Source organism: Vitiosangium sp. GDMCC 1.1324 (assembly GCF_003044305.1).
Lineage (GTDB): Bacteria > Myxococcota > Myxococcia > Myxococcales > Myxococcaceae > Archangium.
In genome coordinates, this window is sequence record NZ_PZOX01000006.1 from 69,043 (window position 1) to 93,261 (window position 24,219).

General features: G+C 69.3%; 22 protein-coding genes. 12 read left to right on the plus strand and 10 right to left on the minus strand.

Features of this window, described 5'->3' with window-relative positions; translation table 11 throughout:
- The first annotated feature begins 14 nt into the window (after positions 1–14).
- Genes DAT35_RS19190 through DAT35_RS19220 form a run of 7 tightly spaced genes read left to right on the plus strand, consistent with a single transcriptional unit; the run spans position 15 to position 8,934 of the window.
- Positions 15–653 carry an outer membrane beta-barrel domain-containing protein gene (locus tag DAT35_RS19190; protein WP_108068890.1) on the plus strand — a complete coding sequence of 213 codons (639 nt, stop codon included), beginning with the start codon at positions 15–17 and terminating at the stop codon, positions 651–653.
- A complete protein-coding gene (locus tag DAT35_RS19195; protein WP_108068515.1) occupies positions 650–2,236 on the plus strand; it encodes a hypothetical protein in 1,587 nt (528 codons plus the stop codon). Before DAT35_RS19190 ends, DAT35_RS19195 begins: the two co-directional genes overlap by 4 nt.
- Entirely contained in the window at positions 2,233–5,502 is a 3,270-nt protein-coding gene (locus DAT35_RS19200; protein ID WP_108068516.1) for a tetratricopeptide repeat protein, read from the plus strand. Before DAT35_RS19195 ends, DAT35_RS19200 begins: the two co-directional genes overlap by 4 nt.
- Positions 5,499–6,017: a hypothetical protein gene (locus DAT35_RS19205; protein WP_108068517.1), complete on the plus strand. Its 519-nt coding sequence runs from the start codon at positions 5,499–5,501 to the stop codon at positions 6,015–6,017. The genes DAT35_RS19200 and DAT35_RS19205 overlap by 4 nt, the downstream gene beginning before the upstream one ends.
- The gene (locus DAT35_RS19210; protein ID WP_108068518.1) at positions 6,014–6,652 is read left to right on the plus strand and encodes a hypothetical protein; all 639 of its coding nucleotides are present in this window, start codon (positions 6,014–6,016) and stop codon (positions 6,650–6,652) included. The genes DAT35_RS19205 and DAT35_RS19210 overlap by 4 nt, the downstream gene beginning before the upstream one ends.
- A complete protein-coding gene (locus DAT35_RS19215) occupies positions 6,652–8,559 on the plus strand; it encodes a tetratricopeptide repeat protein (protein WP_108068519.1) in 1,908 nt (635 codons plus the stop codon). The genes DAT35_RS19210 and DAT35_RS19215 overlap by 1 nt, the downstream gene beginning before the upstream one ends.
- Before the next feature lie 15 nt (positions 8,560–8,574).
- Positions 8,575–8,934 carry a DUF3565 domain-containing protein gene (locus DAT35_RS19220; RefSeq protein ID WP_233261570.1) on the plus strand — a complete coding sequence of 120 codons (360 nt, stop codon included), beginning with the start codon at positions 8,575–8,577 and terminating at the stop codon, positions 8,932–8,934.
- Between the two features lie 14 nt (positions 8,935–8,948).
- On the opposite strand, the gene DAT35_RS19225 is transcribed toward DAT35_RS19220, so the two are convergent.
- Complete coding sequence (locus tag DAT35_RS19225; RefSeq protein ID WP_233261571.1) at positions 8,949–9,803, minus strand: DMT family transporter; 855 nt, start codon at positions 9,801–9,803, stop codon at positions 8,949–8,951.
- A gap of 169 nt (positions 9,804–9,972) precedes the next feature.
- On the opposite strand from DAT35_RS19225, the gene DAT35_RS19230 reads away from it, so the two are divergent.
- On the plus strand, positions 9,973–11,433 hold the full coding sequence (locus tag DAT35_RS19230) for a hypothetical protein (protein WP_108068520.1): 1,461 nt from the start codon (positions 9,973–9,975) through the stop codon (positions 11,431–11,433).
- A gap of 20 nt (positions 11,434–11,453) precedes the next feature.
- Here the strand turns inward: DAT35_RS19230 and DAT35_RS19235 are convergent, their stop codons facing one another.
- A complete protein-coding gene (locus tag DAT35_RS19235) occupies positions 11,454–11,963 on the minus strand; it encodes a GNAT family N-acetyltransferase (RefSeq protein ID WP_158501780.1) in 510 nt (169 codons plus the stop codon).
- A 151-nt stretch (positions 11,964–12,114) separates the two neighbouring features.
- Here DAT35_RS19235 and DAT35_RS19240 point away from each other — a divergent pair, with 151 nt between their 5' ends.
- The gene (locus DAT35_RS19240; RefSeq protein WP_158501781.1) at positions 12,115–12,678 is read left to right on the plus strand and encodes a hypothetical protein; all 564 of its coding nucleotides are present in this window, start codon (positions 12,115–12,117) and stop codon (positions 12,676–12,678) included.
- Positions 12,679–12,759: 81 nt separating this feature from the next.
- Here DAT35_RS19240 and DAT35_RS19245 read toward each other — a convergent pair whose 3' ends face one another.
- Positions 12,760–13,407, minus strand: a complete 648-nt coding sequence (locus tag DAT35_RS19245; protein ID WP_108068523.1) for a zinc ribbon domain-containing protein — start codon at positions 13,405–13,407, stop codon at positions 12,760–12,762.
- 70 nt (positions 13,408–13,477) lie between these two features.
- Complete coding sequence (locus tag DAT35_RS19250) at positions 13,478–14,755, minus strand: alpha-amylase C-terminal beta-sheet domain-containing protein (RefSeq protein ID WP_108068524.1); 1,278 nt, start codon at positions 14,753–14,755, stop codon at positions 13,478–13,480.
- A 197-nt stretch (positions 14,756–14,952) separates the two neighbouring features.
- On the opposite strand from DAT35_RS19250, the gene DAT35_RS19255 reads away from it, so the two are divergent.
- Positions 14,953–15,297 (plus strand): hypothetical protein, encoded by a 345-nt coding sequence (locus tag DAT35_RS19255; protein WP_108068525.1) that lies wholly within the window; start codon positions 14,953–14,955, stop codon positions 15,295–15,297.
- Between the two features lie 2 nt (positions 15,298–15,299).
- Here the strand turns inward: DAT35_RS19255 and DAT35_RS19260 are convergent, their stop codons facing one another.
- The gene (locus tag DAT35_RS19260) at positions 15,300–15,959 is read right to left on the minus strand and encodes a hypothetical protein (RefSeq protein ID WP_108068526.1); all 660 of its coding nucleotides are present in this window, start codon (positions 15,957–15,959) and stop codon (positions 15,300–15,302) included.
- Between the two features lie 65 nt (positions 15,960–16,024).
- Here DAT35_RS19260 and DAT35_RS19265 point away from each other — a divergent pair, with 65 nt between their 5' ends.
- Positions 16,025–16,861 (plus strand): LEA type 2 family protein, encoded by an 837-nt coding sequence (locus tag DAT35_RS19265; RefSeq protein WP_108068527.1) that lies wholly within the window; start codon positions 16,025–16,027, stop codon positions 16,859–16,861.
- Positions 16,861–17,547: a leucyl/phenylalanyl-tRNA--protein transferase gene (gene aat, locus DAT35_RS19270; RefSeq protein ID WP_108068528.1), complete on the plus strand. Its 687-nt coding sequence runs from the start codon at positions 16,861–16,863 to the stop codon at positions 17,545–17,547. Before DAT35_RS19265 ends, aat begins: the two co-directional genes overlap by 1 nt.
- 25 nt (positions 17,548–17,572) lie before the next feature.
- Here the strand turns inward: aat and DAT35_RS19275 are convergent, their stop codons facing one another.
- The 5 genes from DAT35_RS19275 to DAT35_RS19295 form a co-directional block, all read right to left on the minus strand.
- Positions 17,573–18,901 (minus strand): sensor histidine kinase, encoded by a 1,329-nt coding sequence (locus DAT35_RS19275; protein ID WP_108068529.1) that lies wholly within the window; start codon positions 18,899–18,901, stop codon positions 17,573–17,575.
- On the minus strand, positions 18,898–20,739 hold the full coding sequence (locus DAT35_RS19280; protein WP_108068530.1) for an ATP-binding protein: 1,842 nt from the start codon (positions 20,737–20,739) through the stop codon (positions 18,898–18,900). The genes DAT35_RS19275 and DAT35_RS19280 overlap by 4 nt, the downstream gene beginning before the upstream one ends.
- A 284-nt stretch (positions 20,740–21,023) precedes the next feature.
- On the minus strand, positions 21,024–21,578 hold the full coding sequence (locus tag DAT35_RS19285; RefSeq protein ID WP_108068531.1) for a hypothetical protein: 555 nt from the start codon (positions 21,576–21,578) through the stop codon (positions 21,024–21,026).
- Positions 21,579–21,676: 98 nt separating this feature from the next.
- Entirely contained in the window at positions 21,677–22,405 is a 729-nt protein-coding gene (locus DAT35_RS62400; RefSeq protein ID WP_108068532.1) for an immunity 52 family protein, read from the minus strand.
- A 15-nt stretch (positions 22,406–22,420) separates the two neighbouring features.
- Positions 22,421–24,175, minus strand: coding sequence for a Tox-REase-5 domain-containing protein (locus DAT35_RS19295; RefSeq protein WP_146209777.1), 1,755 nt, complete (start codon positions 24,173–24,175; stop codon positions 22,421–22,423).
- Positions 24,176–24,219: the final 44 nt, after the last annotated feature.

The window sequence follows — 24,219 nt, forward strand, 5'->3', positions numbered from 1 at the left end:
GCCAGGACCGAACCGTGCGATACGCCCTGCTCCTCCTCTCGAGCCTTCTGCTCCCCGGCTTGGCCCGGGCCCAGGCCGAGGCCCTCGAGAACCCCGGTACCGTCTCCGCCGTCCAGGAGCGGCTCTACCGGATGAACCACGAGCTGACGCTCGGCGTGGGCGTGCTGCCCGCCGATGCCTTCTACAAAGGCCTCATCGGCAGCCTCGGCTACACGTACCACTTCAGCGACAGCTTCGCCTGGCAGGTGGGCCGCGGCAGCTACAGCTACAACCTGAAGACGAGCCTGCGCGAGCAGCTCGAGCGTGACTTCAACGCCTCCCCCACCAGCTCCGCCTTCGAGGATCAGGTGCAGTGGATGGTGGGCTCCGACCTGGTGTGGAGCCCCATCTACGGGAAGATGGCCATCAGCAACCGCTCGGTGGTGCACTTCACCGCCTTCCTGCTGGGCGGCGCCACGGTGATGAAGCTCGAGCGCGCCGACGGCTTCCGTCCCGCCATCAACCTGGGCCTCGGACTGCGCGTCTTCACCAGCCAGAACGTCTCCTTCCGGCTCGACGTCACGAACAACACGGTCTTCGCGGGCGCCACCCGTCTCATCCAGGTGCCTACCGTCCAGCTCTCCACCGCGTTCAACTTCGGCGCCACGGAATGACTCCCCGCCCGCTCCTCGCCGCGTTCGTCTCCGCCGCGTTGCTCGCCGCGCCCACGCCCGCCAGGGCTCAAGCCGGTGGTGCGCCCGCGGCGTCCCCTCCCCCTGCTCCTGCCGCCGGTGCGCCAGCGCCGCAGCCGGCCGCGCCCGCCCCAAAGGAGGCCGCCTCGAAGGAGGCCGCGCCCGCCAAGGAGGCCCCTCCGCCACCCCCCGTCGAGAAGGTGTCCGACGAGGTGTTCGACAAGGCGCTGGCCAACTACTTCGCGGGCAACCCGCGCGCCGCCGCCGGGCCGCTCTACGCCTGGCTCTCCTCGGCGGCGCGCACCCATGAGAACTACGCCTGGGGCCAGTACTTCCTGGCGCGCAGCCTCATCGACCTGGGCTTCACCCACGCGGGCGGCGTGTACCTGTCCCGCATCGCCCGCGAGCGCTCCAACCCCAACGTGCTGCCCCGCGCCCTGGAGACCCTGCGCGAGCTGACGGACCGGCCGCACGACGAGGTGATGATCGACGAGCAGGTCTTCGGCGCGCTGGACCTGGGCTTCCTCCCCGAGGAGGCAGGTGCCTACGCGCACTACCAGCAGGGACTGGTGGACCTGCGCGTGGGCAACGAGCGCTGGGCCAACACGCACTTCTCCAAGCTGCCCGAGGGCACCGCCGAGGCCAGCCGGGCCCGCTTCGCGCTGCTCGTCACCCGGCTGCGCGAGGTGAAGGAGCCCAACGACGAGCTCATCGAGGACTTCCTCGGGTTGTCCAAGGACGAGAAGCTCACGCGCGAGTCGCGCAACGAGGCGGCGCTGGCGGTGGCCCGTCTGCGCTACGAGCGCAAGGACTACAAGAGCGCGCTGGAGGCCTATGGGCTGGTGAAGCTGCAGGAGCTCGAGCCGGGCCGGGCCACGCTGTACCTGGAAGAGGCGTGGACGCGCTACAAGCTGGGCGAGCTGCGCGCCTCGCTGGGCATCCTCACCACGCTGGACGCCCCCTCCTTCCGCGACGAGTTCCTCCCGGACAAGTACCTGCTGCGCGCCCTCATCTACCGGGACCTGTGCCACTACCTGCCGGCCAAGCGCGCGGCGAAGGAGCTGACGCGGCGCTTCGCGGACTCGCTGGAGGCCATCCGCGCCCGCGACGACCTGACGCAGGACGTGCGCCTGCGCCGGGCCGCGAGCGCCCATGGCGCCACGAAGCGCGCCGCGCGCTTCCTGGAGGTGCTGGACCTGGAGGGAGAGCGCCTGGGCCGCTACGCGGGCAGCTTCGGCGAGCGGCTCTTCACGGACCTGACGAAGACGTATGACCTGGCGCACGCCGAGGCCCAGCGCATCTACCAGGCGCGGCTGGAGGAGGCGGTGCGGCAGGAGGCGGACACGCTGCTGCGCGCGGCCGAGCAGGTGCGCCTGATGGAATACGAGGTGGGCCTCAAGCTGTACGAGCGCGTGAAGAAGGGCGCCAAGGTGGTGGCGCCTCCCGACGAGGAGCTGCTGTCACCCTCGCAAGTGGGCTTCACCTTCGACGGCGAGTACTGGAACGACGAGCTGCGCTCGTACCGCGTCCGCCTCGAGAGCCGCTGCATCCAGGAGAATCCATGACCGGCCCCATGACCGGCCTGCTCGTCGCGGCGATGCTCGCCGCCAACCCGGGCTCGCGCCCTTCTGGCCCCGTGGGCGTCAACCCGCTGGTGTCCAAGGCAAAGGAGCGCGAGGAGCTCATCGAGAAGCTCAAGCGCGACATCTTCAAGGTGGACCGCGCCCTGGGCGAGACGGAGCGCCTCATCGCCAAGAGCCGCAACGCGCCCTACCTGCCGGACCTGCAGTTCCGTCTGGCCGAGCTGTACGTGGAGAAGAGCCGCTACGTGTACTACCTGCAGGCGGAGCAGCGTCCGCCCGGGGCCAGCGGCGCCATGGTGTCTCCCGAGACGCGCCTGCTCAAGCAGAAGGCCGTGCAGATGTACTACCGGCTGCAGCGCGAGTGGCCGGACTTCCACGACGGCGACAAGGTGCTCTTCTACCTCGCGCACGAGCAGCGCGAGCTGGGCTCCTTCGACGAGATGCTCAAGACGCTGGATGACCTGGTGCGCAAGTACCCGAGCAGCCCGTTGCGGCTCGAGGCGCTCCAGATTCTGGGCGACTACCACTTCGACAAGGCGGACCTGGCCACCGCGGAGAAGCAGTACACGGCCATCCTGGAGGCGCCGCCCTCGCCGGTGCACGACCTGGCCCGCTACAAGATGGGCTGGATTCGCGTGAACCAGGGCAAGCACGCGGAGGCAGTGCCCTTCTTCGAGGCCGCCGCGGCCAGCGCCCCGCTCCCCGGGGTGGACGTGCAGAAGGCGCTCAACGTGAAGCGCGAGGCGCTGTTGGATCTCGTCTACAGCTACACCGAGGCCCGCCCCGCCAAGGGCGCGCTCAACTACTTCGAGAAGCTCAGCGACAGCCGGGCCACCTATGCGCTCGCGCTGGACAAGCTGGGCAACCGCTACTTCATCAAGGCTCAGTACGAGTACGCCATCCCCGCGCTGCGCAAGCTGATGGAAATCCAGCACGACCCGGAGATGGACCTGGAGCGCAGCCAGAAGCTGTACGACGCGCTCAAGGCGTCCAAGGGCAAGGTGATGCCCGAGCCGGAGGACCTGCGCTTCCTGGTGCGCGCGGCGGTGACGAGCAAGATTGACCCTCAGAAGGACGAGGCCGAGCGCAAGAAGGACCTCGCGGAGCTGGAGGAGATGGCGCGCGACCTGGCCACGCAGCTGCACGTGGCGGCGCAGAAGAAGGAGGACAAGGCGCTGTACCTGAAGGCGGCGGCGGCCTACCACGAGTACCTCGGGCTCTTCCGGCCGGAGCAGTACGTGCGGACGATGATGAAGAACCGCGCGGAGGCGCTCTTCGCCGCGAAGGACTTCCCCCAGGCCGCGCGCCAGTTCGAGGAGCTGGCCCGCTACGAGGAGAAGGCCAAGGACGCCAAGGGCGTGGAGGCGGCCATGTACGGCGCGCTGCTGGCCCACTTCTCCACGGTGAAGCCCGAGGAGGCGCAGCGCCGTAACGCCTTCGAGGTGGCGGACGCGCGCCAGGCCCTCAAGCTGATGGGGGCGGACTTCGTGTCGCGCTACCCCCAGAGCCCCAACGTGCTGGAGGTGAAGTTCAACATCGCCCGCGCCTACTACGAGGACGGTGAGTTCCCGAAGGCCGCCGAGCTCTTCACCGCGTTCGCGCTCACGCACTCCTCGCACAAGGACGCCTCGGTCGCGGGCAACCTCGCGCTGGACAGCTTGCGCCAGGTCAACGACTTCAAGGGCCTGGAGGAGACGGGCAAGAAGTTCATCGGCTCGCCGCTGCCGGTGGCCTTCCAGAACGACGTGAAGCGCATCCTCACCCAGACGCGCGCCGAGGCCCTGGACGAGCTGGCGCTGAAGAGCTCGCAGGAGACGGGCGACGTCATCGAGGGCCTGATGAAGGTGGCCAACGAGAACAAGGGCGCGGAGATTGGCGAGAAGGCCCTCTATGGCGCCTTCACCGCGGCGCGTGACAAGAGGGACCTGGGCCGCGAGCGGGAGATCGGCAAGCGGCTCATGGACGAGTACCCGAAGAGCCAGTACATGCCGGACGTGCTGCTGACGCTGGGCCGTCACGCGGCGGAGGCGGCGGCCTTCACCGAGGCGGCGGGCATCTTCGAGTCGGTGGGCGCGAAGCTCGGCTCGGACGTGGCGGCCGTGGACGGATGGATTACGGGCGCGCGGTTGCGCCAGGCACTGGGCCAGTTCCGCGAGGCGGCGAAGGACCTCGAGGCGGCGTCGGAGGTGGCGGGGGCGCGCAAGGCGGAGGTGATGGTGTTGCTGGCCGAGGCGCACCTGAAGTCCAAGGACTACGTGAAGGCGAAGACGGCCGCGGACGTGGCGCTGAAGCTGGACAAGACGAGCGCGGCGGCGGTGGCGGTGCTGGCGGAAGTCCAGGCCACCACGGCGGTGAAGGATCCGCCGGACGCGCTCATCAAGACGCTGACGGCGGCGGTGCAGGGCCCCAACGGCCAGACGGAAGAGGCGGCCCGCGGCCTGTGGTACCTGGGCGAGATCCTCTACCGCTCGTTCAAGGACCTGCCGGCGGACAAGGTGGAGGAGAAGGTGTCGGCCCTGCAGGGGCTCGAGGGCGTGTACACGCAGGCGGCGTCGCTGGGGTACCCGGAGTGGGCCGTGGCGTCGCTGTGGAAGGTGGGCCTGTCGTACGCGCACCTGGCGGACGTGGTGGAGGCCACCCCGACGCCGGCGGGAGCGTCCGCGGCGGACACGCAGGCGTTCCGCAAGGCGGTGGCGGAGCAGGTGACGCCGCTGCGGCAGCGGGCGCAGGGGGCCTTCGAGGCGTGCGTGTCCCGCGCCGAGTCGCTGGAGGTGTTCAGCGCTGCGGTGGTGGGCTGCCGGACGAAGAGCGACACGGCATCGCTGCCAGTGCCGGTGGCGGGCGCGGCGTCGCAACCCTCCTCTCTCGAGGAGCTGCGCAAGAAGGCGGAGACGACCCTGTCGGCGGAAGCGCTGGAGGCGCTGGGCCTGGGCTACCTGGGCGCGAACCAGTTCGGACTGGCGCAGCTCACCCTGGGGCGCGTGACGGAGCTGCAGGACACGCGGGCCTCGGCCCACAACGCCCTGGGCTGGGCGCTGCTGAACCAGGGAGACGCGATGGGGGCGCGCGAGGCCTACGCGAAGGCGCTCGAGGCGGACCCCACGTATGACAAGGCGCGGCTGAACCTGGCGGCGCTGCGCTGCCGCTTCGGAGATACCGAGGGCGCCCGGCGCGAGCTGTCCGTGCTCAAGGACGTGGGCAGCCTGAACGGGCCCGACATGGACTCCGGGTGGAAGGCGTGCAAATGAGCTCCCGGGTCGCGAGCACCCGCTCCCGCTGGGAGCGGGCCAGGGTGAAGGTGCTCCCTCTCGCCCTGGTCACTGCCCTTTCCTCCTGCGCTCCCCACAAGACGCTCGAGGGCAGCGTCACCGAGCGCCTGGACCTCTCCTTTGAGCGCGTGGAGGCCCTCGCCTCCAAGACCGAGGTCTCCGTGAGCTTCCTCCGGCCCCAGGGCGCGGGGCAGGACACCATCCTCAAGGTGGCGGCCAGGCTGGAGGGTGTCTCACTGGAGCCCCGGACAGCCATCGACCTGGCGCAGCGCGTGGGAGGCGCCGAGGGCCCACAGCGCGGGGCGGTGAGCCGCAGCGTGCTGGAGGAGCCAGTCCGCGCGTTCCCGGAGATTGCCCGGGGCGAGCTCGTCTTCGACGGCTACCTGGACTCGGGAAAGACCGTCACCGGCGAGCTGCACATCACCTTCGTCAACGGCACAGACGTCTATTCCGGCCGTACCATCTTTGGCCGCTTCGAGGCGACCGTTCCATGAAGCGCACAGTCCTGCCTTTCCTGCTGCTGCTCGCCGCCGCGTGCGGCCCCCGCTACGGGATGCGCGTCCCGGACAAGCTGGTGGAGAAGCTGCCCTACGAGAGCCGCATCGAGCTGCTCGAGTCGGAGAACGACCTGGCACTGGCCATCGACAAGGTGGACGAGGCCAGCAATGAGCTCCTCCGCGCGAGGGACTCCATCCGCCGGGCCAAGGCGCGCCAGTCGGCGGCCAGGGACGAGGAGAGCCGGGCCCCGGACGAGGCCTCGCGTGAGGTGGCGAAGCTGGCCATCGAGGAGTCGAAGGCGCGCGTGGAGTACCTGCGGGCCAAGCAGCGCGTCAACGTGGGTCTCCGGGACGTGGAGCAGCTGTCGCTGCGCTGTGCCTTCGCGCGCTTCGAGCTGGCGCGGCTGCAGGCGGCGCGCAAGGCGAAGGTCCAAGGCAGCGAGAAGCTGGACCCGAAGAAATTCGAGGACCAGGTGTCCCGGTGTGAGACCAAGGTGAAGGAGGAGCGCGCGGAGTTGGCGGAAGACAGTGCCCAGGAGAAGACAGCACGGGAGGCCTGGGAGGTGAAGAAGACTGCCCTGGCGAAGAAGACTTTCGACGCACGCGCGAGCCCCTACGTGGAGATCCTGTGATGACGCGAGTCGGCCTCCTCGTCTTCCAGCTACTCACCGCCCAGACCCCAGAGCCGGAGGCGACGCCCCCGGCGGACGCAGCCACGGAGACCCCTCGTCAGGCCGGGTTGCCGGCCGACACGGAGCGCCTCTACCGGCTGGGGACGGCCTTCCTCGCACAGGGCCAGCCCCAGAAGGCGGTGCCTCCGCTGACGAAGCTGGTGGAGCGCGAGCCGGACCTGCTCGCGCCGAAGCTGGCCCTCGCGAGGGCCCTGCGGTTGACGGGTGAGACGGACAAGGCGCGGGCCCTGCTCGACGCGGCCATCGAGACCTGGCCCAAGGAGGAGGGGCTGCGGGCCGAGCGCGGACTGCTGGCGCGGATGCTGGACGAGCGGGACACGGCCATCGCCCAGTTCTCGCTGGCGGTGGAGATGTCGCCCAAGGACGCGGAGCTGCGCTTCAACCTGGGCGAGGCCCTGCAGCGCGCGGGGAAGGCGGATGAGGCGATCGCCGCCTACCGCGAGGCGCTGAAGCTGGACGAGAAGCTGACGGCGGCGCGGGTGAACCTGGGCAAGGCGCTGGCAGACAAGGGACTGGCGGGCGAGGCCCGGGAGACGCTGCAGGAGGCCACGCGCCTGGCGCCGAAGGACGCGGAGGCACACTACAACCTGGGCGTGCTGCTGATGCGCGAGGGCACGCTGGACGCAGCCATCTCCGAGTACGAGAAGGCCCTGGCGGCCGCGCCGAAGCACGCCCTGGCGCTCAACAACCTGGGCGTCGCCCAGGACTCGCAGGGCAGGTACGAGAAGGCGCTGGACTCCTTCCGCAAGGCGGTGGCGGCGGACCCGAAGTACGCGGAGGCGCACTTCAACCTGGGGATGGCGTACTTCCGGAAGAACGACCACATCCGCTCGACGAAGCACTTCGAGAAGGCACTGGCGCTGGAGCCGCGGCGGGCGAGCGGCCCGTACACGCAGCTCGGGGCGAGCTACCTGGCGCAGGGCAAGCGGGACCGGGCGGTGGAGGCGTACAAGAAGGCGCTGGAGGCGAGCGCGGAGGACGGCAAGCCGAACACCGAGGCCTACCAGGGACTGGCGCGGGCGTACCTGGGACTGGGCCGGGTGGACGAGGCGGTGGACACGCTGAAGAAGGCGGTGGACAGCTTCCCGAAGGAGCCAAGCGCCCGGGCGGCGTATGGCGACGCGCTGCTGGCCAAGGGCGACATGGACGGAGCCATCGCGCAGTACGAGGAGCGGCTGGACCTGGAGCCGACGACGGACGCGCGGCTGGCGCTGGCGAAGGCGTACGCGCGCAAGCGGGTGGGAGCGAAGGCGGTGCCGCTGTACGAGGCCGTGCTGGCGGAGGAGCCGGAGCAGCGGGCGGCGAAGCTGGGCCTGGCGGACCTGTACCTGTCGATGGGGAACTACGACGGGGTGGAGAAGCTGCTGAAGTGGGCGGACGGCGAGGAGCCTGACACGGCGGCACTGGCGCGGCTGGGCATCCTGCACTCGCGGCGGGGACGGCCGGACCTGGCGGTGCCGGAGCTGGAAGAAGTGGCGAAGAAGGATCCGGCGCAGCTCGAGGCTCGCGCGGAGCTGGGCTTCCTGTACCTGCGAGGCGGGGACAAGGACAAGGCGGTGAAGGTGCTGGGCGAGGTGGTGGCGGCGGAGCCGAGACACGTGCTGGGGCTGCTCTACCTGGGGCACGCGCTGTACCAGTTGGGGAAGCCGAAAGAGGCGGAGCAGTCGTTCCGGGGCGCGGCGCAAATGGACCCGGCGTTCGGCGAGCCGCACTACGCCCTGGGCCAGTTGCTGGAGGCGGCGGGCAAGCTGCCGGAGGCGAAGGCGGAGTACGCGAAGGCCGCGGAGCTTCAGAAGGACCACCCGGACGCGGCGGCGGCGGCCAAACGCCTGAGCAGCACGAAGTAGCGAGCCGAGGGCCCGATGAAGCAGAAAATCACCGGGTTCCACCTCGACAGTGAGAACCACTGGGTCGCGGACCTCGAGTGCGGCCACCGGCAGCACATGCGTCACGACCCGCCCTGGATGGAGCGCCCGTGGATTCTCACGGAAGAGGGCCGGCGCAGCCGCCTGGGTGTCGAGCTCGAATGCAAACGCTGCGACGAAGCCGGCCGCGCGGTCGCCGAGGCGGTGCGCAAAGCACTGATATCGGCGGCCCAGCAGGCATACGAGGATGGGGGCATGAGCGGCCTTTGCGCCGAAGGCCGGTGGGACCTCGCATTGGACGCGCTCGGCGCGGCCGATCTCTCAGAGGCAATCCGCCGCGCGCTCGAAGCGAAATGAGGGAAGGCCCAGCCTCATGACCGAGGCCACCCCAACAGCACGGCCCCGAGCATCACCAGTCCAGCGCCGGCGAGCTGCCGCCGTCCCATGCGCTCGCCCTGGAGAGCACCGAGCCCAAGCGCGAACGCGATGGACGTATTGCGCAGGGTGAGCACGGCCCCCGTCCCGCTGTTCACGAGCGCGATGAGCAGCAGCGAGAACGACAGCGTGCACAGGACGCCCGCCGTCACGAGCAACAGGGGACGGGTCATCACCTTCCGTCGCAGCGCGCCCCAGCCCGCCTCTTCCCGGAGGCGCACGAGGACGAGCAGGGGAAGGGCCACGCCGAGCGACAGGGTGAACAGGGCCGGAGGCTGCGCGCCCTCGCCCAGGGCCCGCTTGTAGCTGAGGTTGTACCCGGCGATGCATGCGGCGCTCACGAGGGCCCAGAGCACCCCCTGCCCCACCGCGCCCCGAGGCAGCACGAGGTTCATCCCCGCCATGCCCACGGCCACCAGGGCCGCGCCGGCCACGGACCCCGGCGTGAGCTGCTCGCCCAGCCACAGCACGGACACGGGCCAGACGAGCAACAGCGCCCCGCCTCGGGACACCGTGTACGCGAGCCCCAGCGGAGCCCGGCGCAGCGCCCTGGCGAGCGTGAGCAGATAACCGCTCTCCAACACACCGGCCGCGAGGCTCCAGAACAAGGCCCCGGACGAAGGAAAGGCCGCGCCCTGGAGGCCGAGCGCCCACAGCCCTCCGCACACCACGGTGACGGCGATGACACCCACCACGGCGGACTCGGGGTCCTCATGACGCTTGAGGAGCGCGTTCCAAAGTGCGTGGAAGAACGCGGACGACAGCACGAGCACCAGCGCGGTGGGACTCAACGAACCTCCAGGAGACGAGCCCACACTGCCATGAGCGCGGATTTTATTTTTCTTTGAGACAACGAGGCGCTCGGACCATCCTCCTGGAAGAAGCGACTATTCGGTTTTCATTGCTTTTCAAAAAGAACAGTGAAGCCGGATAACCCCCCGTCGTTCCAGGAGTTCATCCATGCGCTCGAAGTGGTGGTCCACCTTCATGACGATGATGTTGGGAGTAGCACTCGCGGAAGGCGCTGCGTTCGCGGAGCCTCCCCAGGAGCCCGCCGCGGCGTCCGCGCGTATTGCCCTGCCAACTGGCACCAGCGCCGTGCGCTGGACGGAGGAGCTCACCACCGGAGAGGGCTCTGGCGAGCTCGTGCGCACCCGCGAGGGCCTGCTGTTCGAGCCCTACGCCGTCATGCGCAGACCCGAAGGGCAGTTCCAGCTCACGGGCCTCTACACCTTCCCGGCCCGCAGGCTGGAGCAGCCCGTGGACACGATCCGGCCCGTGCTCCAGGCGCAGAGCGCCCTGGGGATGGGGGTCGAGGTGGATGTCCGGGTGCGTACGGCCAACGGCGCCTGGACCGAGTGGAGCACCACCCGCTCGGGAGAGGCCGTGCGCCTGCCCCGGGGCGGCACGGAGGTGCAGGTGAGGCTCGCGCTCCAGGCGGACGAGCACGGCCGCGGCCCCGTGGTGCGCGAGGTGAAGCTAGAGGGAACGCTCGAGGGGGGCACCGCCTCGCTGAGCGACGTCCAGACCCTGGCGACGCCGTTGACCTACCGCATCTACGCCACGCGCGAGGGACTGGTGGGCGGCACGACGGCCAACGGCCATGTCATCAAATCGTACGATCGTTTCGTGGCGCTGCCGTCGCGCCGGGCCCTGGCGAGCAACGGAGGCAGCGAGTACCAGGTGCGCATCTGCTACCCGGTGACGGGCAAGTGCGCGACCACGTCCGTCTGGGACATCGGGCCGTGGAACACGAAGGATGACTACTGGAATGTCTCGAGCACCCGCGAGATGTGGAAGGATCTGCCGCAGGGCAAGCCCGAGGCCCAGGCCGCGTACCAGGATGGCTACAACGGCGGGTATGACCAGTTCGGGCGCCGGCCGGCCAATCCCGCGGGCATCGACATCGCCGATGGGACGTTCTGGACCGACCTCGGGATGAGCGACAACGACTGGGTCAACGTGACGTACCTGTGGACGTCGGGCGGTGGGACGAGCACGGGCCTGATCATCGACAGCAACAACAGCAGCAACGACACCACCAAGGGCTACATCGAGGTGTCGGCCAACTGGATCTCCGCGTCCTCGACGGCGGGCTACTACGGCTCGGGCTACTACTACGCCAGCACGCAGGCCATCTCCGACCCGGCGACGTTCTGGTTCTACCTGCCGGCGGCGGCCACCAAGACGATCGACGCCTGGTGGACGGCGGGCACCAACCGCTCGGCCACGGCGCCCTTCATCGTCTGGAACGCCAGCGGCACCAAGCTGGCCACGGTGAACGTGAACCAGCAGCTCAACGGCGGCCAGTGGAACACGCTCGGCACGTGGAGCTTCACGGCGGGCTGGAACAAGGTGCAGCTGAGCCGCTGGACCACGGAGGACTCCGTGGTCATCGCCGACGCCATCCAGGTGCGGTAGCGAGGCACGCCCCCCGGGCCTCACTCCCGGGCAGGCGCCGTCCGGTTGCGCGAGGACTCCCCCAGGGGCTTGTAGAGCCGGACGGTGTCCTCGCCGTAGCCCATCCGTTCGTAGAAGCCTCGCGCGTTGCCGTTGCGCGAGAAGACGTTGAGGGTGAGGTGGCCGAACCCCTGTGCGAGTGCCCAGGCCTCGGCCGCCTCCATCAACGCGCGCCCCACCCCACGGCCCTCGCCCTCCTTCGACACGGCGATGTCCGAGATATGGCCGTGCCGGAGCTCCGTGAAGTAGTCCGTCTGCGGCTCCAGGAAGATGAAGCCCAGCCGCGTGCCCGCCGCGTCCTCGGCGATGAGCATCTCCGTTCCGGGAGGCCGCGCCGCCAACACCCGCTCCAGGTTCCGCACGAGGATCCCCGTCATCTGCTCGCCGTCGCGCCACGGCGGTGGGCCGAACTCGACGAAGCGCGGCGCCACTCCCACGAGGAACTCCCGGTCGTCGGGCCGCGCGGGCCGGATGTGGATGGGCTCGGACATGGGGCCGCGAGGCTCGCCCGGAGAACCCCGACGGTCAACGCCCTCTCGCGGAGCGGCCATACGGCCAGCGTCCATGGCTCCCCAGATGGAAGCACGGCGGAGGCCTCCCATCTTGAACAGACGGAGTCCACGAGGAGACGCGGGGGGAGGCATGAGATTCGGAACGAAGAGTACGTTGGCGGCCGCAGCGGCCCTGCTCGTCATGGCCGGGTGCGAGAAGCGAGAAGCGCGAGAGCAACAGCGGGAGACGGTCGCGGCTCCGGAGCAGTCGGAGCCCGGCACCACGAGCCAGGGCCGGGCCGCCGCTCCACCAGGAGCCCGGCAACAGAGCGCTCGCCAGCAACCGAAGCCCCCGGAGCCTCAGGCCCAACCCAAGCCGGACGAAGCCGGGGCGAGCGCGACACAGTCACAGCAGGTGTCTGGTGAGGTGCTCTCCTTCGCGGAGAACGAGCTGCACGTGCTGTCGGGGAGCAATGACGTGCGGATGCTCGTCACTCAGGGAACAGAGGTTCGCGTGAACGGCCGGCCAGCCACCGCGGCCGATATCCGTGAGGGCGGCGAAGTGCGCGCCACCTACAAGTACGCCGAGGGCCAGCCCGTTGCTCTGGTCGTGGAGTTGCAGCGCCCCGAAGGCACCGCGCCCCCAGCAAGTGACGAGGCCCAGCAGCCAGAGTCACTCCCGGAGCGCGTGCCACACGAGAAGAGCCAGGACTGAGACCCGGCTGGGAGCACACCCGAGTAGTGCCCCTCCCCGACCCGCTCCCGGAGCGCGGGGAGCGGAGCCCAAGAGGAACGCTCAGCCGCCCCGGGGCGTGCCGCAGTCGGAGCAGAAGCGGGCGTTGGGCCGGAGCTCCGTGCCGCACTGGGTGCAGTGCGCCTTCGCCGCCGCCAGGGGCTTGCCACACTCGGAGCAGAACTTCCCGCCCTCGACGCGGGCGTTGCAGTGAGGACAGGCCGAGGCCGCCACCGAGCGGTGCGCCTTCATGTCCAGCGACTCCACCTGGTCCACCTTGCGCGCCTTGTCCCAGGCCTGCTCCACGGACACCTTGGCCTGGATGTGCGCGGCCTCCTCCTGGAGGTTCGGGGCGCACTCCTCGCACAGGCCGCGTGCCTCGTTCCAGCACGCCTGCGGGCACACCCACTGGCCACAGCGGGTGCAGTGCTTGAAGTGCTTCTTCCCCTCCTCCACCGCCTCGGCGTAGGCGTCGTCCCAGGCGCTCCCGCGCAGCGCGTCCTTCACGTGCTCGCCCGCGTAGGCCGCTCGCGACAGCGTGCCCCCGAAGAACGAGCCCGCCGCGCGCAGGAAGCCCGTCGCCATCCCCATCTTGTTCGCGATGAAGGGCGACATGTGCCCATTGCGGCACTTGTCGCAATGGAACTCGAACTGGAAGCCGTAGTTGTTGGAGCGGTCGGTGTAGTTGCGGGTGAACTGGATCATCGCCATCGGCGCGAGCCCCCTGTGGCAATCGAAGCACCCGTCACGCTAGCACGGGCCCGCCCGCCCCTTGCGGGGTCTACTTCTTCCACACCGCCCAGTTGTTGCCGGAGGTCACCAGCGTCCAGCCGGTGCCCGGCGACCAGGACGTGGAGCCGAGCTTCATCGCCAGGCTGCCGCTGTTGCCGGCGATGGTGGCGGCATACAGGTTGGTCTGCGCGGCCACGATGGTCACGGCCGAGGTGGACGTGACGCCCTTCTCCTTGCGCGCCGCGATGAGCGTCTTGATCTTGTCGCCGTAGGTGGCCCGGTCCCAGTCGTAGTAGTGCACCCAGTAGACGCAGGGGATGCCCGGGTGGGTCAGGATATAGGCGTAGCCCTGCATCACCTCCTGGTTTCCATTGGGGAAGGGCCAGTGGTTCTGACCACCGCTCGGGAAGCTCGGGCCGGTGTCGTGGTTGTCCACGAACGTCACCGACTTGGCGGGCCACCAGCCGATGGCGCCCTGGGGCTTGCCGTCGGTGGCCTTCAGCCGCCCATACTCGCCGTACTGCGCGGCCTGCTGGAGGATGCCCTTGGTGGTGAAGTCGAACGCCCCCGAGTTGCCTCCTGTGGCGTTGATCCAATCCATGAGCTTCTGCCGGTGGGGATTGACGTCGTTGAGGTTGAGGTCCGTCCACAGCTCGCCCACGGAGAAGTAGGGAGCGGTGGCGGAGTTGTAGCTGCCCACGTACGAGCCGGCGTAGCCCTTCACGTAGTCGTAGCGCCAACCGTCGTAGCCGATGCTGGACTTCATCCAGCCCAGCCAGCTCTTGATGTCGCTCTGGACGGTGCCGTTGGTGTGGTCCAGGTCTCGCGCGGCGCTGAAGCCGTCACCGGTGTCGGCGTTGCCGGTGGCGCCCGTCCACTCGTCCCCCTTCACCACCGCGGATGCGCCCCAGGTGGGGTTGGTGAAGTCGGCCCAGTTGGTGGTGCCCACGCGGTGGTTGATGACGATGTCGCCAATGGCCTTCACTCCGTAGGTGTGCAGCGCGCCGATGGCGGACTTGAGCTGCACGTCGGTGCCGTAACTGCTGCTCTGGACGTAGAGCTGCCGCGGCAGGTAGCCCTCCTTGGCGGCCGAGTCGCCCGAAGGCGGCAGCCACACCATGGTGAAGCCGCTGGCCTTGATGTCCGAGGCCTTGCTCTGGATGACGCCCCACCAGGGCGAGGTTTCCGTGGAGCGCCAGTGGAAGCCCTGCAGCATCACGTCGCTGCTGTTGCCGTCCAGCGGGCCCGCGTGGGCGGCCGATGCCACCGCCAGACCCAGGGCCCACGACAACGACACCACTGCGCCAAGTACCCGCTGCTTGAACATTCCTGTCTCCACGGAAACTGAGAAGAAGCGGGCAAGCGATTTACAGGCTTTTTGCTAGTCAAGCGAGCAGGCGAAACCCGTGAAAACGCCACACGATTGTCAATGTCGGATAATCCGCACTCCCTTCACGAATGCATTAGAATCGTTTGGATTCAATCCAGCGGGAGCGCATCTCGCGGGGCGTTAGGATGGGAGCAATGGCCGAACAGTCCCCCCCCTACTGGGTCCTCATCTCGGTCCTGTTCAGCTCGCAGCCGTTGTCGCCCACGCTCGCCATGACGCTGCACCAGGCGGCGTTCGACCTCTACCGGCGCGGCGAGTCGGTGCAGCCGGTGGCGGGAGATCTGCTCACCGGCAAGGTGCACAACCTGCGCAAGGACGTGCAGATGGGCTCCATCTCGGGCCCCGCCTTCGAGGCGGAGATCGAAACGGAGCGCGGCTCCGGCGTGGTGCGCTTCCTGCTCACCCGCCAGGGGCTGGAGATGATGCAGGCCCAGCCTCCCGAGCCGCCCCCGCCGCCGCGCCCGAAGTACCTCAACTGAGCTCAGTGCACCCGGACCTTCTCCACGCGCTCCTTGCGCGGGGGCTTGGGCTCTTTCGGGGGATGGGGCCGCTTGCGCGTCATCATGCGGACGATGCCGTAGTAGAGCTGCTCCTCGGTGTACACCTTGCGCACCCCGGGCGTGCCGGGGACGTAGGCGGGCCCGGGCCGCTCCAGCCACTGCAACACCCGAATCTCCCCCGAGGACGCGAACGTCTTGAGCAGCTCGGGCGGGCACTGCCGGAGGTAGCGGCGCACCAGCGGCCGCAGCCGGCGGGGGAACTCCTTGCCCAGCACCGAGTGCCTCCGCCCCGCGTGCAGCGTGCCGTCGAAGCGCCGCGACATGTGGAAGAGCTCGTGAATCACCGTCTCGATGCGCCCCTTGGCCGTGGACGAGCGGAAGAAGAGCGGGCGCAGGGTGATGCAATAGAGCATCCGCTTGCCCTTGATGCGGACGATGGGCTTGCGGCGTCCGGAGCGGTCCGTGCTGCGCCCACCCCGGAAGCACAGCGGCTTCACCGTGCCGCGCGAGGCCCGGCGCGCCTCGCCGGCAATCACCAGGATGCGGCTGGCCCTCACATGGGAGAACTCCGGCATCTTCGCGGCGATGTCGCGGATGAGTGTGCGGAGAGCATTGTTGAGGTTCGGGCGGCGGTGGGCCACGGTGTAGTCAACAGTGTACTCGAAAACCCCTTGAGGCCAGCCGGAACCATCCCCACCCTCGCGCCATGCGCTCCGCCCCGCGTGCCATCGTCCACCTCCTGACGCTCGCGGCCTGGGTGGCCGGGTGTGCCTCCACGCCGCCCCCCACCCCCCTGGGCCCCCTCTCGCTCGACTCGGAAGAAGCCTCCGTCTCCTCCCAGGGCCTCACCGAGGTGGGGCTCCGCTACGCCGGCCAGCTCATCAGCCCCAGCCCCGCCGTGCTGGAGAAGGCGGAGTACGAGCTCGTCTCCGACGGGCAGGTGGTGGAGAAGGGCTCGGCGCCGCTGGGCGTCGCGCTCGCCGGCAACACGCCCACGCCCTTCTCCTTCCAGGCCCAGGCCGCCTACGTGCGCACCCCGGAGGACCTGCGAGCGCTGAGCCAGCGGGGCGGCACCCTGCTGGTGGCGCTGCGCGGCACGCTGACGGTGCGCGCGGGGGAGTCGGTGCGGACGCTCCCCTTCGCCGCCTCCCGGGCGGTGCGCGTGCCCCGGCTGCCGGTGGTGCGGGTGGAGAGCCTGGAGGGGGCGCGCTACTCGGAGGAGAAGGTGGACCTGCTGCTGCGCCTGGGCGTGGAGAACCCCAACCCCTTTCCCCTGAGGGTGGAGGAACTCTCCTGGGCCATCACCGTGGGTGGCCGGAAGCTGGGCGAGGGAACGCAGGGCAGGTACGACACCGTGGACGCGGCGGCGACCGGGGTGTATCCCGTGGAGGTGGCGGTGACGAAGGAGACGTGGGGGCAGGACGTGAGGGCGCTCATCGCCAAGGGGACGCTGCCGTACGAGGTCGCGGGCGAGCTCACCGGCCCGCTGGTGCGTGTCTCCTACTCGCTGTCCGGAGACGTGAAGCTCAACGTGTCGCGGTAGTGCCCATCTATCTTCTCGGAGACGACCCGAAGCTCTTCCCTCCCCCGGAGTGGGCGGACCGCAGCGGGCTGCTGGCGGTGGGGGGGGACTTGAGCCCCGAGCGGCTGCTCACCGCGTACTCCCGGGGCATCTTCCCCTGGTTCAACGAGGGCCAGCCGCTGCTGTGGCACTCGCCGGACCCGCGCTTCGTGCTGGAGCCGGACAAGCTGCACGTGGGCCGCTCGCTGCGCAAGATGCTCAAGGCCGGCACCTATGACATCCGCTGGGACACGGCCTTCGAGGACGTCATCTCCGCGTGCGCCGACACGCCGCGCCCCGGGCAGGACGGCACGTGGATTACCGACGAGATGCTCGAGGCGTACGTCACCCTGCACGAGCTGGGCTTCGCGCACTCGGTGGAGGCGTGGGCGGAGGGCGAGCTGAAAGGCGGCTTCTACGGCGTGTCGCTGGGGGCGGCCTTCTTCGGCGAGAGCATGTTCGCGCATGCGCCGGACGCCTCGAAGGTGGCCTTCGCCACGGCGGTGGAGCGCTTCCGCGAGTGGGGCTTCCACTTCATCGACTGTCAGGTGGAGACGGAGCACCTGGCGCGCTTCGGGGCCGAGCCCTGGCCGAGGAGCCGCTTCCTCCAGGCGCTCGAGCGGGCCCTGCGCGAGCCCACCCGGCGCGGCAGGTGGACGGCGGGCTGAGAGGCCGTGCCACCCCGGGGCATGCTCACGCCAAGCGCTTGTGCTCCAGCGAGGCCGACGCCACCACTTCCGCCGGAGCAGCGGGCAGCACCACCCGGAAGGTGGTGCCCTGGCCCGGAGCGCTGTCCACGGTGATGTCTCCACCGAGCCGCGTCACGATGCCGTGGCAGATGGACAGGCCGAGCCCCGTGCCGGTGCCCACGGGCTTCGTCGTGAAGAAGGGCTCGAAAAGGCGGCTCAGGTGTTCCGCCGGGATGCCGCTGCCGTTGTCCTGCACCTCCACGACGATCCGGCCGTCGTCTCTCTGCAAGATGCCGAGCCGGATGAAGGGATCCTCCCGGCCCCGCAGCGCATGGGCGGCGTTGACGATGAGGTTGGTGAACACCTGCCCCAGGCCGTGCTCGCTGCCCAGCACGGGCGGCACCGCGTGGAAGTCCCGGACCAGACGAACGCCCGAGCGCAGGGCCTCCGAGGCCATGGAGATGGAGAGCTCCGCCACCTCGCGCACGTCCACCGGGTCTCTCGGTGGCTCGTCCACCCGGGCGAAGATGCGCACGTCCTGGACGATGCGCGCGATACGCTCGGCGCCGAGGATGGCGTCCTTGCAGGCCTCCCTCAGGTCGTCCCGCGCCCCCACCGACCCCTCCGGGCACGGCAGCACCTCGAGCCCCTTCACGACGTGGCGCAGGTTGGACAGGATGAAGCTCAGGGGGTTGTTGACCTCGTGGGCGAGTCCCGCCGACATGCGCCCCAGCGCCTCCAGCTTCTGCGCGTGCATGAGCCGGGCATTGGCCTCCGCCAGCGCCCGCGTCCGCTCCTCCACCATGCGCTCCAGGTCCTCCAGCCGCTGGTGGCTCGCGCGCAACAACTCCCACTTCTCGCAGAGCGCGTGCGCCATCTGGCGCACCTCGATGTTGTCGAACGGCTTGCGGAGGATGAGCAGCCGCTCGCTCGTGCCCAGCTTGCGCGCCAGCTCGTCCCACGAATAATCGGAGTGGGCCGAGCAGAGCACCACCTGGAGGTCCGCCTCCTCGCGCCACATGCGCAGCGTCGTCTCCACGCCGTCGATGCCCGGAGGCATGCGGATGTCCACGAAGGCCAGGGCATAGGGGCGCCCCTCGACCACCGCTTCGCGCACGCGCCGCAACCCCTCCTCGCCCCCCAGCGCGAAGTCCAGCTCGAAGCGGGTGGAGCTGCTGCGCGGCGGCAGCGCCCCGAAGAGCATGGACTCCATCGCGTCCAGCGCCTCGACGTCATCTTCGGGCCTGGCGAGGATCTTCCGGAAGTCCTGGTGGATGGAAGGGTTGTCGTCGACCACCAGGATCCGGCGGCTCTCCCCTGCGGGGGGACTCATGCACTGGCCTCCTGCCCACGCATGGGCAGCTCGATGATGAAGGTTGCCCCCTGGCCCCGTCCCCCACTCACACAGCTCAGCCGGCCGTTCATCTCCTCGGCCGCCAACGCACTGGCGTGCAAGCCAAAGCCGTGCCCGTCCTTCTTCGTGGTGAACCCGTGCGCGAACAGCCGCGCCAGGTTCTCCGGGGCGATTCCCACCCCGTTGTCACCCACCTCGATGCGCAACCGCTCCTCGCCCTCCCTCCGCACGCGGATGGAGAGCTGCTTGTCCTCGCGTCCACACTCCACCAGCGCCTGACGCGCGTTGTTCAGCAGGTTCACCAAGATCTGCAGCAGTTTATGCCGGTCCAGGGGCACTGGGGGGACCTCCGCGTATTCGCGCAGGATGCGGATACCCGACCGCTCATAGGAGCTGGCGTGCAAGCGTAGCGCGTCATCGATGAGCGCGGATACGGGCACCTGCTCCACCTGGCCGCCGAAGCGGGCGTGCGCCTGCTGCATGCTCACCACGGCCCGGATGTGCTCCACGTTGCGGATGAGCCCCCGCATCTCCTCCAGAAGAGCCGCCTGCTCCTCCACCACGTGCCGGGCGGCCGAGGAGAGGTACTCGGGAAGCTGACGGCCCCGGGGGTCCTCCGCCAGGAAGGCGGACAGGTCCGCCTCGTGCTCACGCAACAGGTCCGTGGCCCGCACCAGCAGCGGGGCCCGCGAGCCATGCAACCGCTCGGCCACGAGCAGGGCCGACACGTTCACGCTGTTGAGCGTGTTGCCCACGTTGTGCAACACGCCGGTGGCGATCTCCGCCATGCCCGCCTGGCGAGACACCTCCATCAGGCTCCGGTGCAGCTCGCCCAGCTTGGCCTCGGTCTCCTTGCGCTCCGTGATGTCCCGCCCGAAGGCCGTCACCCCCACCGGCCGGCCCCCCTCTCCCAGGATGGGGTAGAGCGACAAGTCCAGCGCGACGGTACGCTCCCCCGCCCGGAAGGACACCTCATAGCGGACGGAGTGGCCCTGGAGGGCCCGGTTCAGCTGCGCCTGCCACTCCGCCCGCTTCTCTTCGGAGCTCTGGGCCACCAGCCGATCCCCCATCCGCGCATCGCGCCCGAAGGCCTCGAGGAACAGCCGGCGCGCCGCGGTATTGGCGATGATGAGGCCGCCCTGCGGATCGAGCGCGCTCACGGGATCATCCGTGCTCTCGATGAGGCTGAGCAGCTTGCGCTCGCTCTCGAGCACCGTGGCGGCCGCCTCGTCGCGCGCCATGCGGAACAGCGCGCTCAACCCGTAGCCGAGCAGCAGGATGACGGAGTCGAGCACCCCGGAGATCCACATCTCGGGCCTGGCGAAGAGCGGCGCCCGGGCGCCGAACTCCGACAGATAGAGCGGGAGGAGGACCGCCGCGTTGAGGCAGAAGAATCCGGTGACGAGGAGCCCCGTGCGCACCCCCAGCAGATACACCGAGAGTGCTGGGATGAGCATGATGGTCGCGTGCGCGCCGATGGCGGGACTGGGCATGGCGAAGGTCGCCAGCATGTAGCCGCCCACGAGGAGGCCACACACCAGCAGTGACGCGGCCCGGAGCGAGCCCCAGCGGCGCAGGAACACCAGCGCCAGCGCGAAACCGGACGCCAGGCCGAGCCCGACCCCAAGGCGGGCCTGGACATCAGGCTCGAAGAACGGAGCCGAGCCCGCCACCATCAGGCTCACCACGAGCAGGAGGAGCGTGGCGCCCACCAACAACCGGTAACGGCCGAGCTCGCCCGGCGGCGACTGGCGCTGCGCCTCCGACAAGAACGCATCCAGCCGCCCGAGCCACCAGGTCCGGGGACTCTGAGCCATGAAGAAACAACCTCCCTGAACACCGGGTGCCCAGGAACTGTGGACCCGCCCGGAGGAGGGGCACTCCATCCGTGAGTCAAAGCCTTGGGATCATCTCACAGGGAAGACGGGGACTGCCATGCGAGGAAGCCACGAGCCCGCCCGTGCTCATGGTGTCCGAGTGCCTGCCCGCCCCGGTCCCAGAGTGACGAGCGCGCCTGCCTGCTCACACCCCGGGTGGAGGAGACGCCGGGTGCTCTCGGCCATGCGCGGCAGCTCGCGTTCGCGCCAGGTGTCGAGGGAGTTCACAACTTCCCGCGCACGATGACGGTGCGGTGCCCCAGTTGCTCCGCCACCTCGCGCTCGAACTGCTCCGACAGAGCCGTCCAGTTCCAGAACTCGAGCCCCAGGTTGCCGAACCCCCAGGGCCATTCCCCGCGCCACTCCGTCAGCCGCTCCGGCCTGCCGCACTTCGGGCATGCGTAGCTCACCGAGTCATCGCCTTCGTACCAGGCGTCCGCGGCATCGGACCAATCCTCCCCTGGAGAGAACCGCTCCCCACAGGCGCGGCACGTCAGCTCGGTATCGGTGGACCAGAAGACCGTCCGTCCGACGGCGATGTGAAGACCGATGTCCACGTCCAGGTCCTCGTCCATCTCTTCTTCGTCCAGACCGTGCTGCGCGAGCGTGGTCCGGTAAGCGGGTCCCGGCCGATACAGGGGCTCGTCGTCGAGCTCCAGCGACGGGGTGGGCTCGATGATCTCCCGCGCGACGAGCCAGTCCCGGAGCCGCTCGGCGAGACGCGGAGCCTCGTCCTCGGATACGTCTGGAACCACGATCTTCTGGAAGTAGTCGCCCATGACCTGGGAAGTTATGCCGCGAGCGGGAACGGGAGCCTGCTTTTCGGAGAGGGGCGCGGAGAGACGGCCGGCCGCTGCCTCACGAGACCGCCTTCGCTTCACGCCCTCGTGGGGCCGGAGGCGCTGAGGTCCTTCAGCAGCCCCGCCCGATCGAGCAACCCGCGTACTTCGTCGGCCAGGGCCACATGCGCCGGGTCATGTCCGTTGAAGCGCTCCGGGGTGAGGATGACGAGCGAGCCCTTGTCCTCCACCGGCTCAACGCGCACGGGCGCCGGCAGGGGCGGCACTTCCCCCCGGCGGCGAGAGAAATACATGAGCCACCCCGTGCGCGGAGGGCCTACGGGCTCATTGCGCAGTTTCTGGTAGGCGTCGGAGAAGACACTGCCATCGTCTGGCTCCCAGGCCAACACCATGGCGCGCATCACCTCGGTCAGCACGGGGGTGGTGAGCACGCGCTCCATCTCTGGCCCTGCCCAGGGAAGATAGAGGAAGCACCGATTCGGAGCGAAGCTGGCCGCAGAACCACAGCGGAGCATGACCATACCACCACGGCCATCCTCCTTGTGCCCTGTCCAGGCCGAGAAGCTGAACCCGTCTTGTCCGTCCGTATATGCTCTTCTCCGAAAGAAACGCTCGAACGCCTCGGTGGTGGGCTCGAACTGGAGTTGCAGTGCCTTCTTGAGCGAGTCCGCCTGCTCGAACCAATGGGCATAGCAGGGGTCACAGCGGGAGAGGGATTGGAAGAATGTCGCCGCACGCCGGGAACACTCCTCGGCGGGGTCCTTGCGGCAGGTCCAATAAACTCCGGCGTTATAGGAGTCTTCCATAAGAGACAAGCTTCACTATGGCGGGGTATAGATCACGTCAATGCCCTTGATCTTCGCCTCGTCGAAGAGCTTTTTGAGGATGGCGACCATGCGGGGCTCCGCCACGTGCCAGCGGATGGGAACACCGTTGGCCACCCGCTCCTGTCGCTCTGCCTGCCTGACGAGCCGCTTCGCTCCCTTGAAGTATCGCTTGGGGTTGAGGTTCGAATCGAAATGCTTGTCGTAGCCCAGGCCCTTGGTCTCTTGCAGGATACCGTTTACCACGTCGCGGCCATCAAAGTCCGCCATCTCGCCATCGCGGATGACGCGGTACACCCAGCCCCTGGGCGCCTTCGTCACCTTGTGCTGGAACGCTCGCGAGCGCTCGGACATGTTCTCGTTCTTGGGCACCCACTGGCCCGGCCCGCCCACCGGCGGCGTCCAGGGGCCACCGCCCGCCACCGCCACGCCCACCGCCGCCATGTGCAGCACGTACGTGGCGCTGAGCGCTTCTCCCGCCACGGCGATAGCGCGCCCGGGTATCGCCACCAGCCGCAGTGCCAACTCGCCCTTCCCCGTCAGAGACAACAGGGGCACGGAGAGATGGCTCAGCTTCTCTCCCCACGCGGCCGCCGTGGCCGCTCCCTCGCCCGCGGTGCCTATCGTCAACAGCACGTGCGTGGTGAGCCGTGAAATGATGCGGACCCGCTCGCCGCGAGGCTTGTGGCGGAAGGACTCCCAGTACTCGGGGGCGTTCTGGGCGAGTTCGCGCACCGCGCCCGGCAACCGGGTGAGGCCCTCCAACGTGTCCACCGGGTGAACGAAGGTATTGACGAGTCCCTGCACCGAGTCCACCAGCGCCAGCCCCGCTCCCTCCAGCGCGGGCAGCAACACCCCGTCATCCGGCACGTAGGGGCCGAGCGGCTGTGCTCCTCGCGGCACCTCCAGCTCCGAGTCCACCGGCCAAAGCTGTCCGCCCTCAACGGCATAGAAGGGGCCCACCTCGTAGCGGCCCGCGCGCAGCGTGCCGCCCCCGGCCAGCCGCACCTCGCCCACCTTCTGCACCGCCTCGCCCGTCACGGGCCGCACCAGGTAGCCGTCAGGCCTGAGCATCCGCAGCCGGTGGAAGCGGTCCATGCGCGCGTGCAATTCCTCGCGCGACACGGGCCCCGCTCCCGTGGCCACCTCCAGCAGCAGGTGCACCGCCATGCGCCGCTGAGCGAAGTCGCCCAGCGTCACCTCCGCGTTCAGCAGGTGCGGCAACAACCGCAGCGCCTGCTCGGGAGACAGGGTGCGTCCATCCATCGGCAGCGCGTCGGCGGGCACTCCCACGTGCACGAGGAAGCCCTGGAAGTAATCCAGGCTCATGGGCACGGTGTAGGGACGCCCATCCCCCACCCCGTCCGGCCAGCCCACCTGGCCTTCGTCCCCGTCGTCCAGCGGGTCATCCCCTCCGGCCGTTACCGGGCGGCGAGCCTGCGAACGAGATGGGACCGGGAGTTCGCCCTCCACGACTTCGGCGGAACGTGCCTCCTCGTCGAAGTCGTCCTCCGGATCGTCGTCCACATCGGCGGTGGGCGAGTCGTCTGGAACAACGGCCTGAACGGTGGCCATCGCGGGCCGCTGCACCTGGACGCGCGGGAAGCCTGGCGTCAGGGAGTTGTGACGCAGGCCCGGCAGCAGTCCTCCCGGGGCCGCACCAGTGGCACACCCGGCCAGCACCATCAGAGCCAGTACGGCAGCACGACGTCCCCACTCACGTGAGCTGGGGCCAGGGGAATGCGCGGGCATGACGAGCCTCCCAGGAAAAGCCGCACTCTCCGTTCTACCTGCTC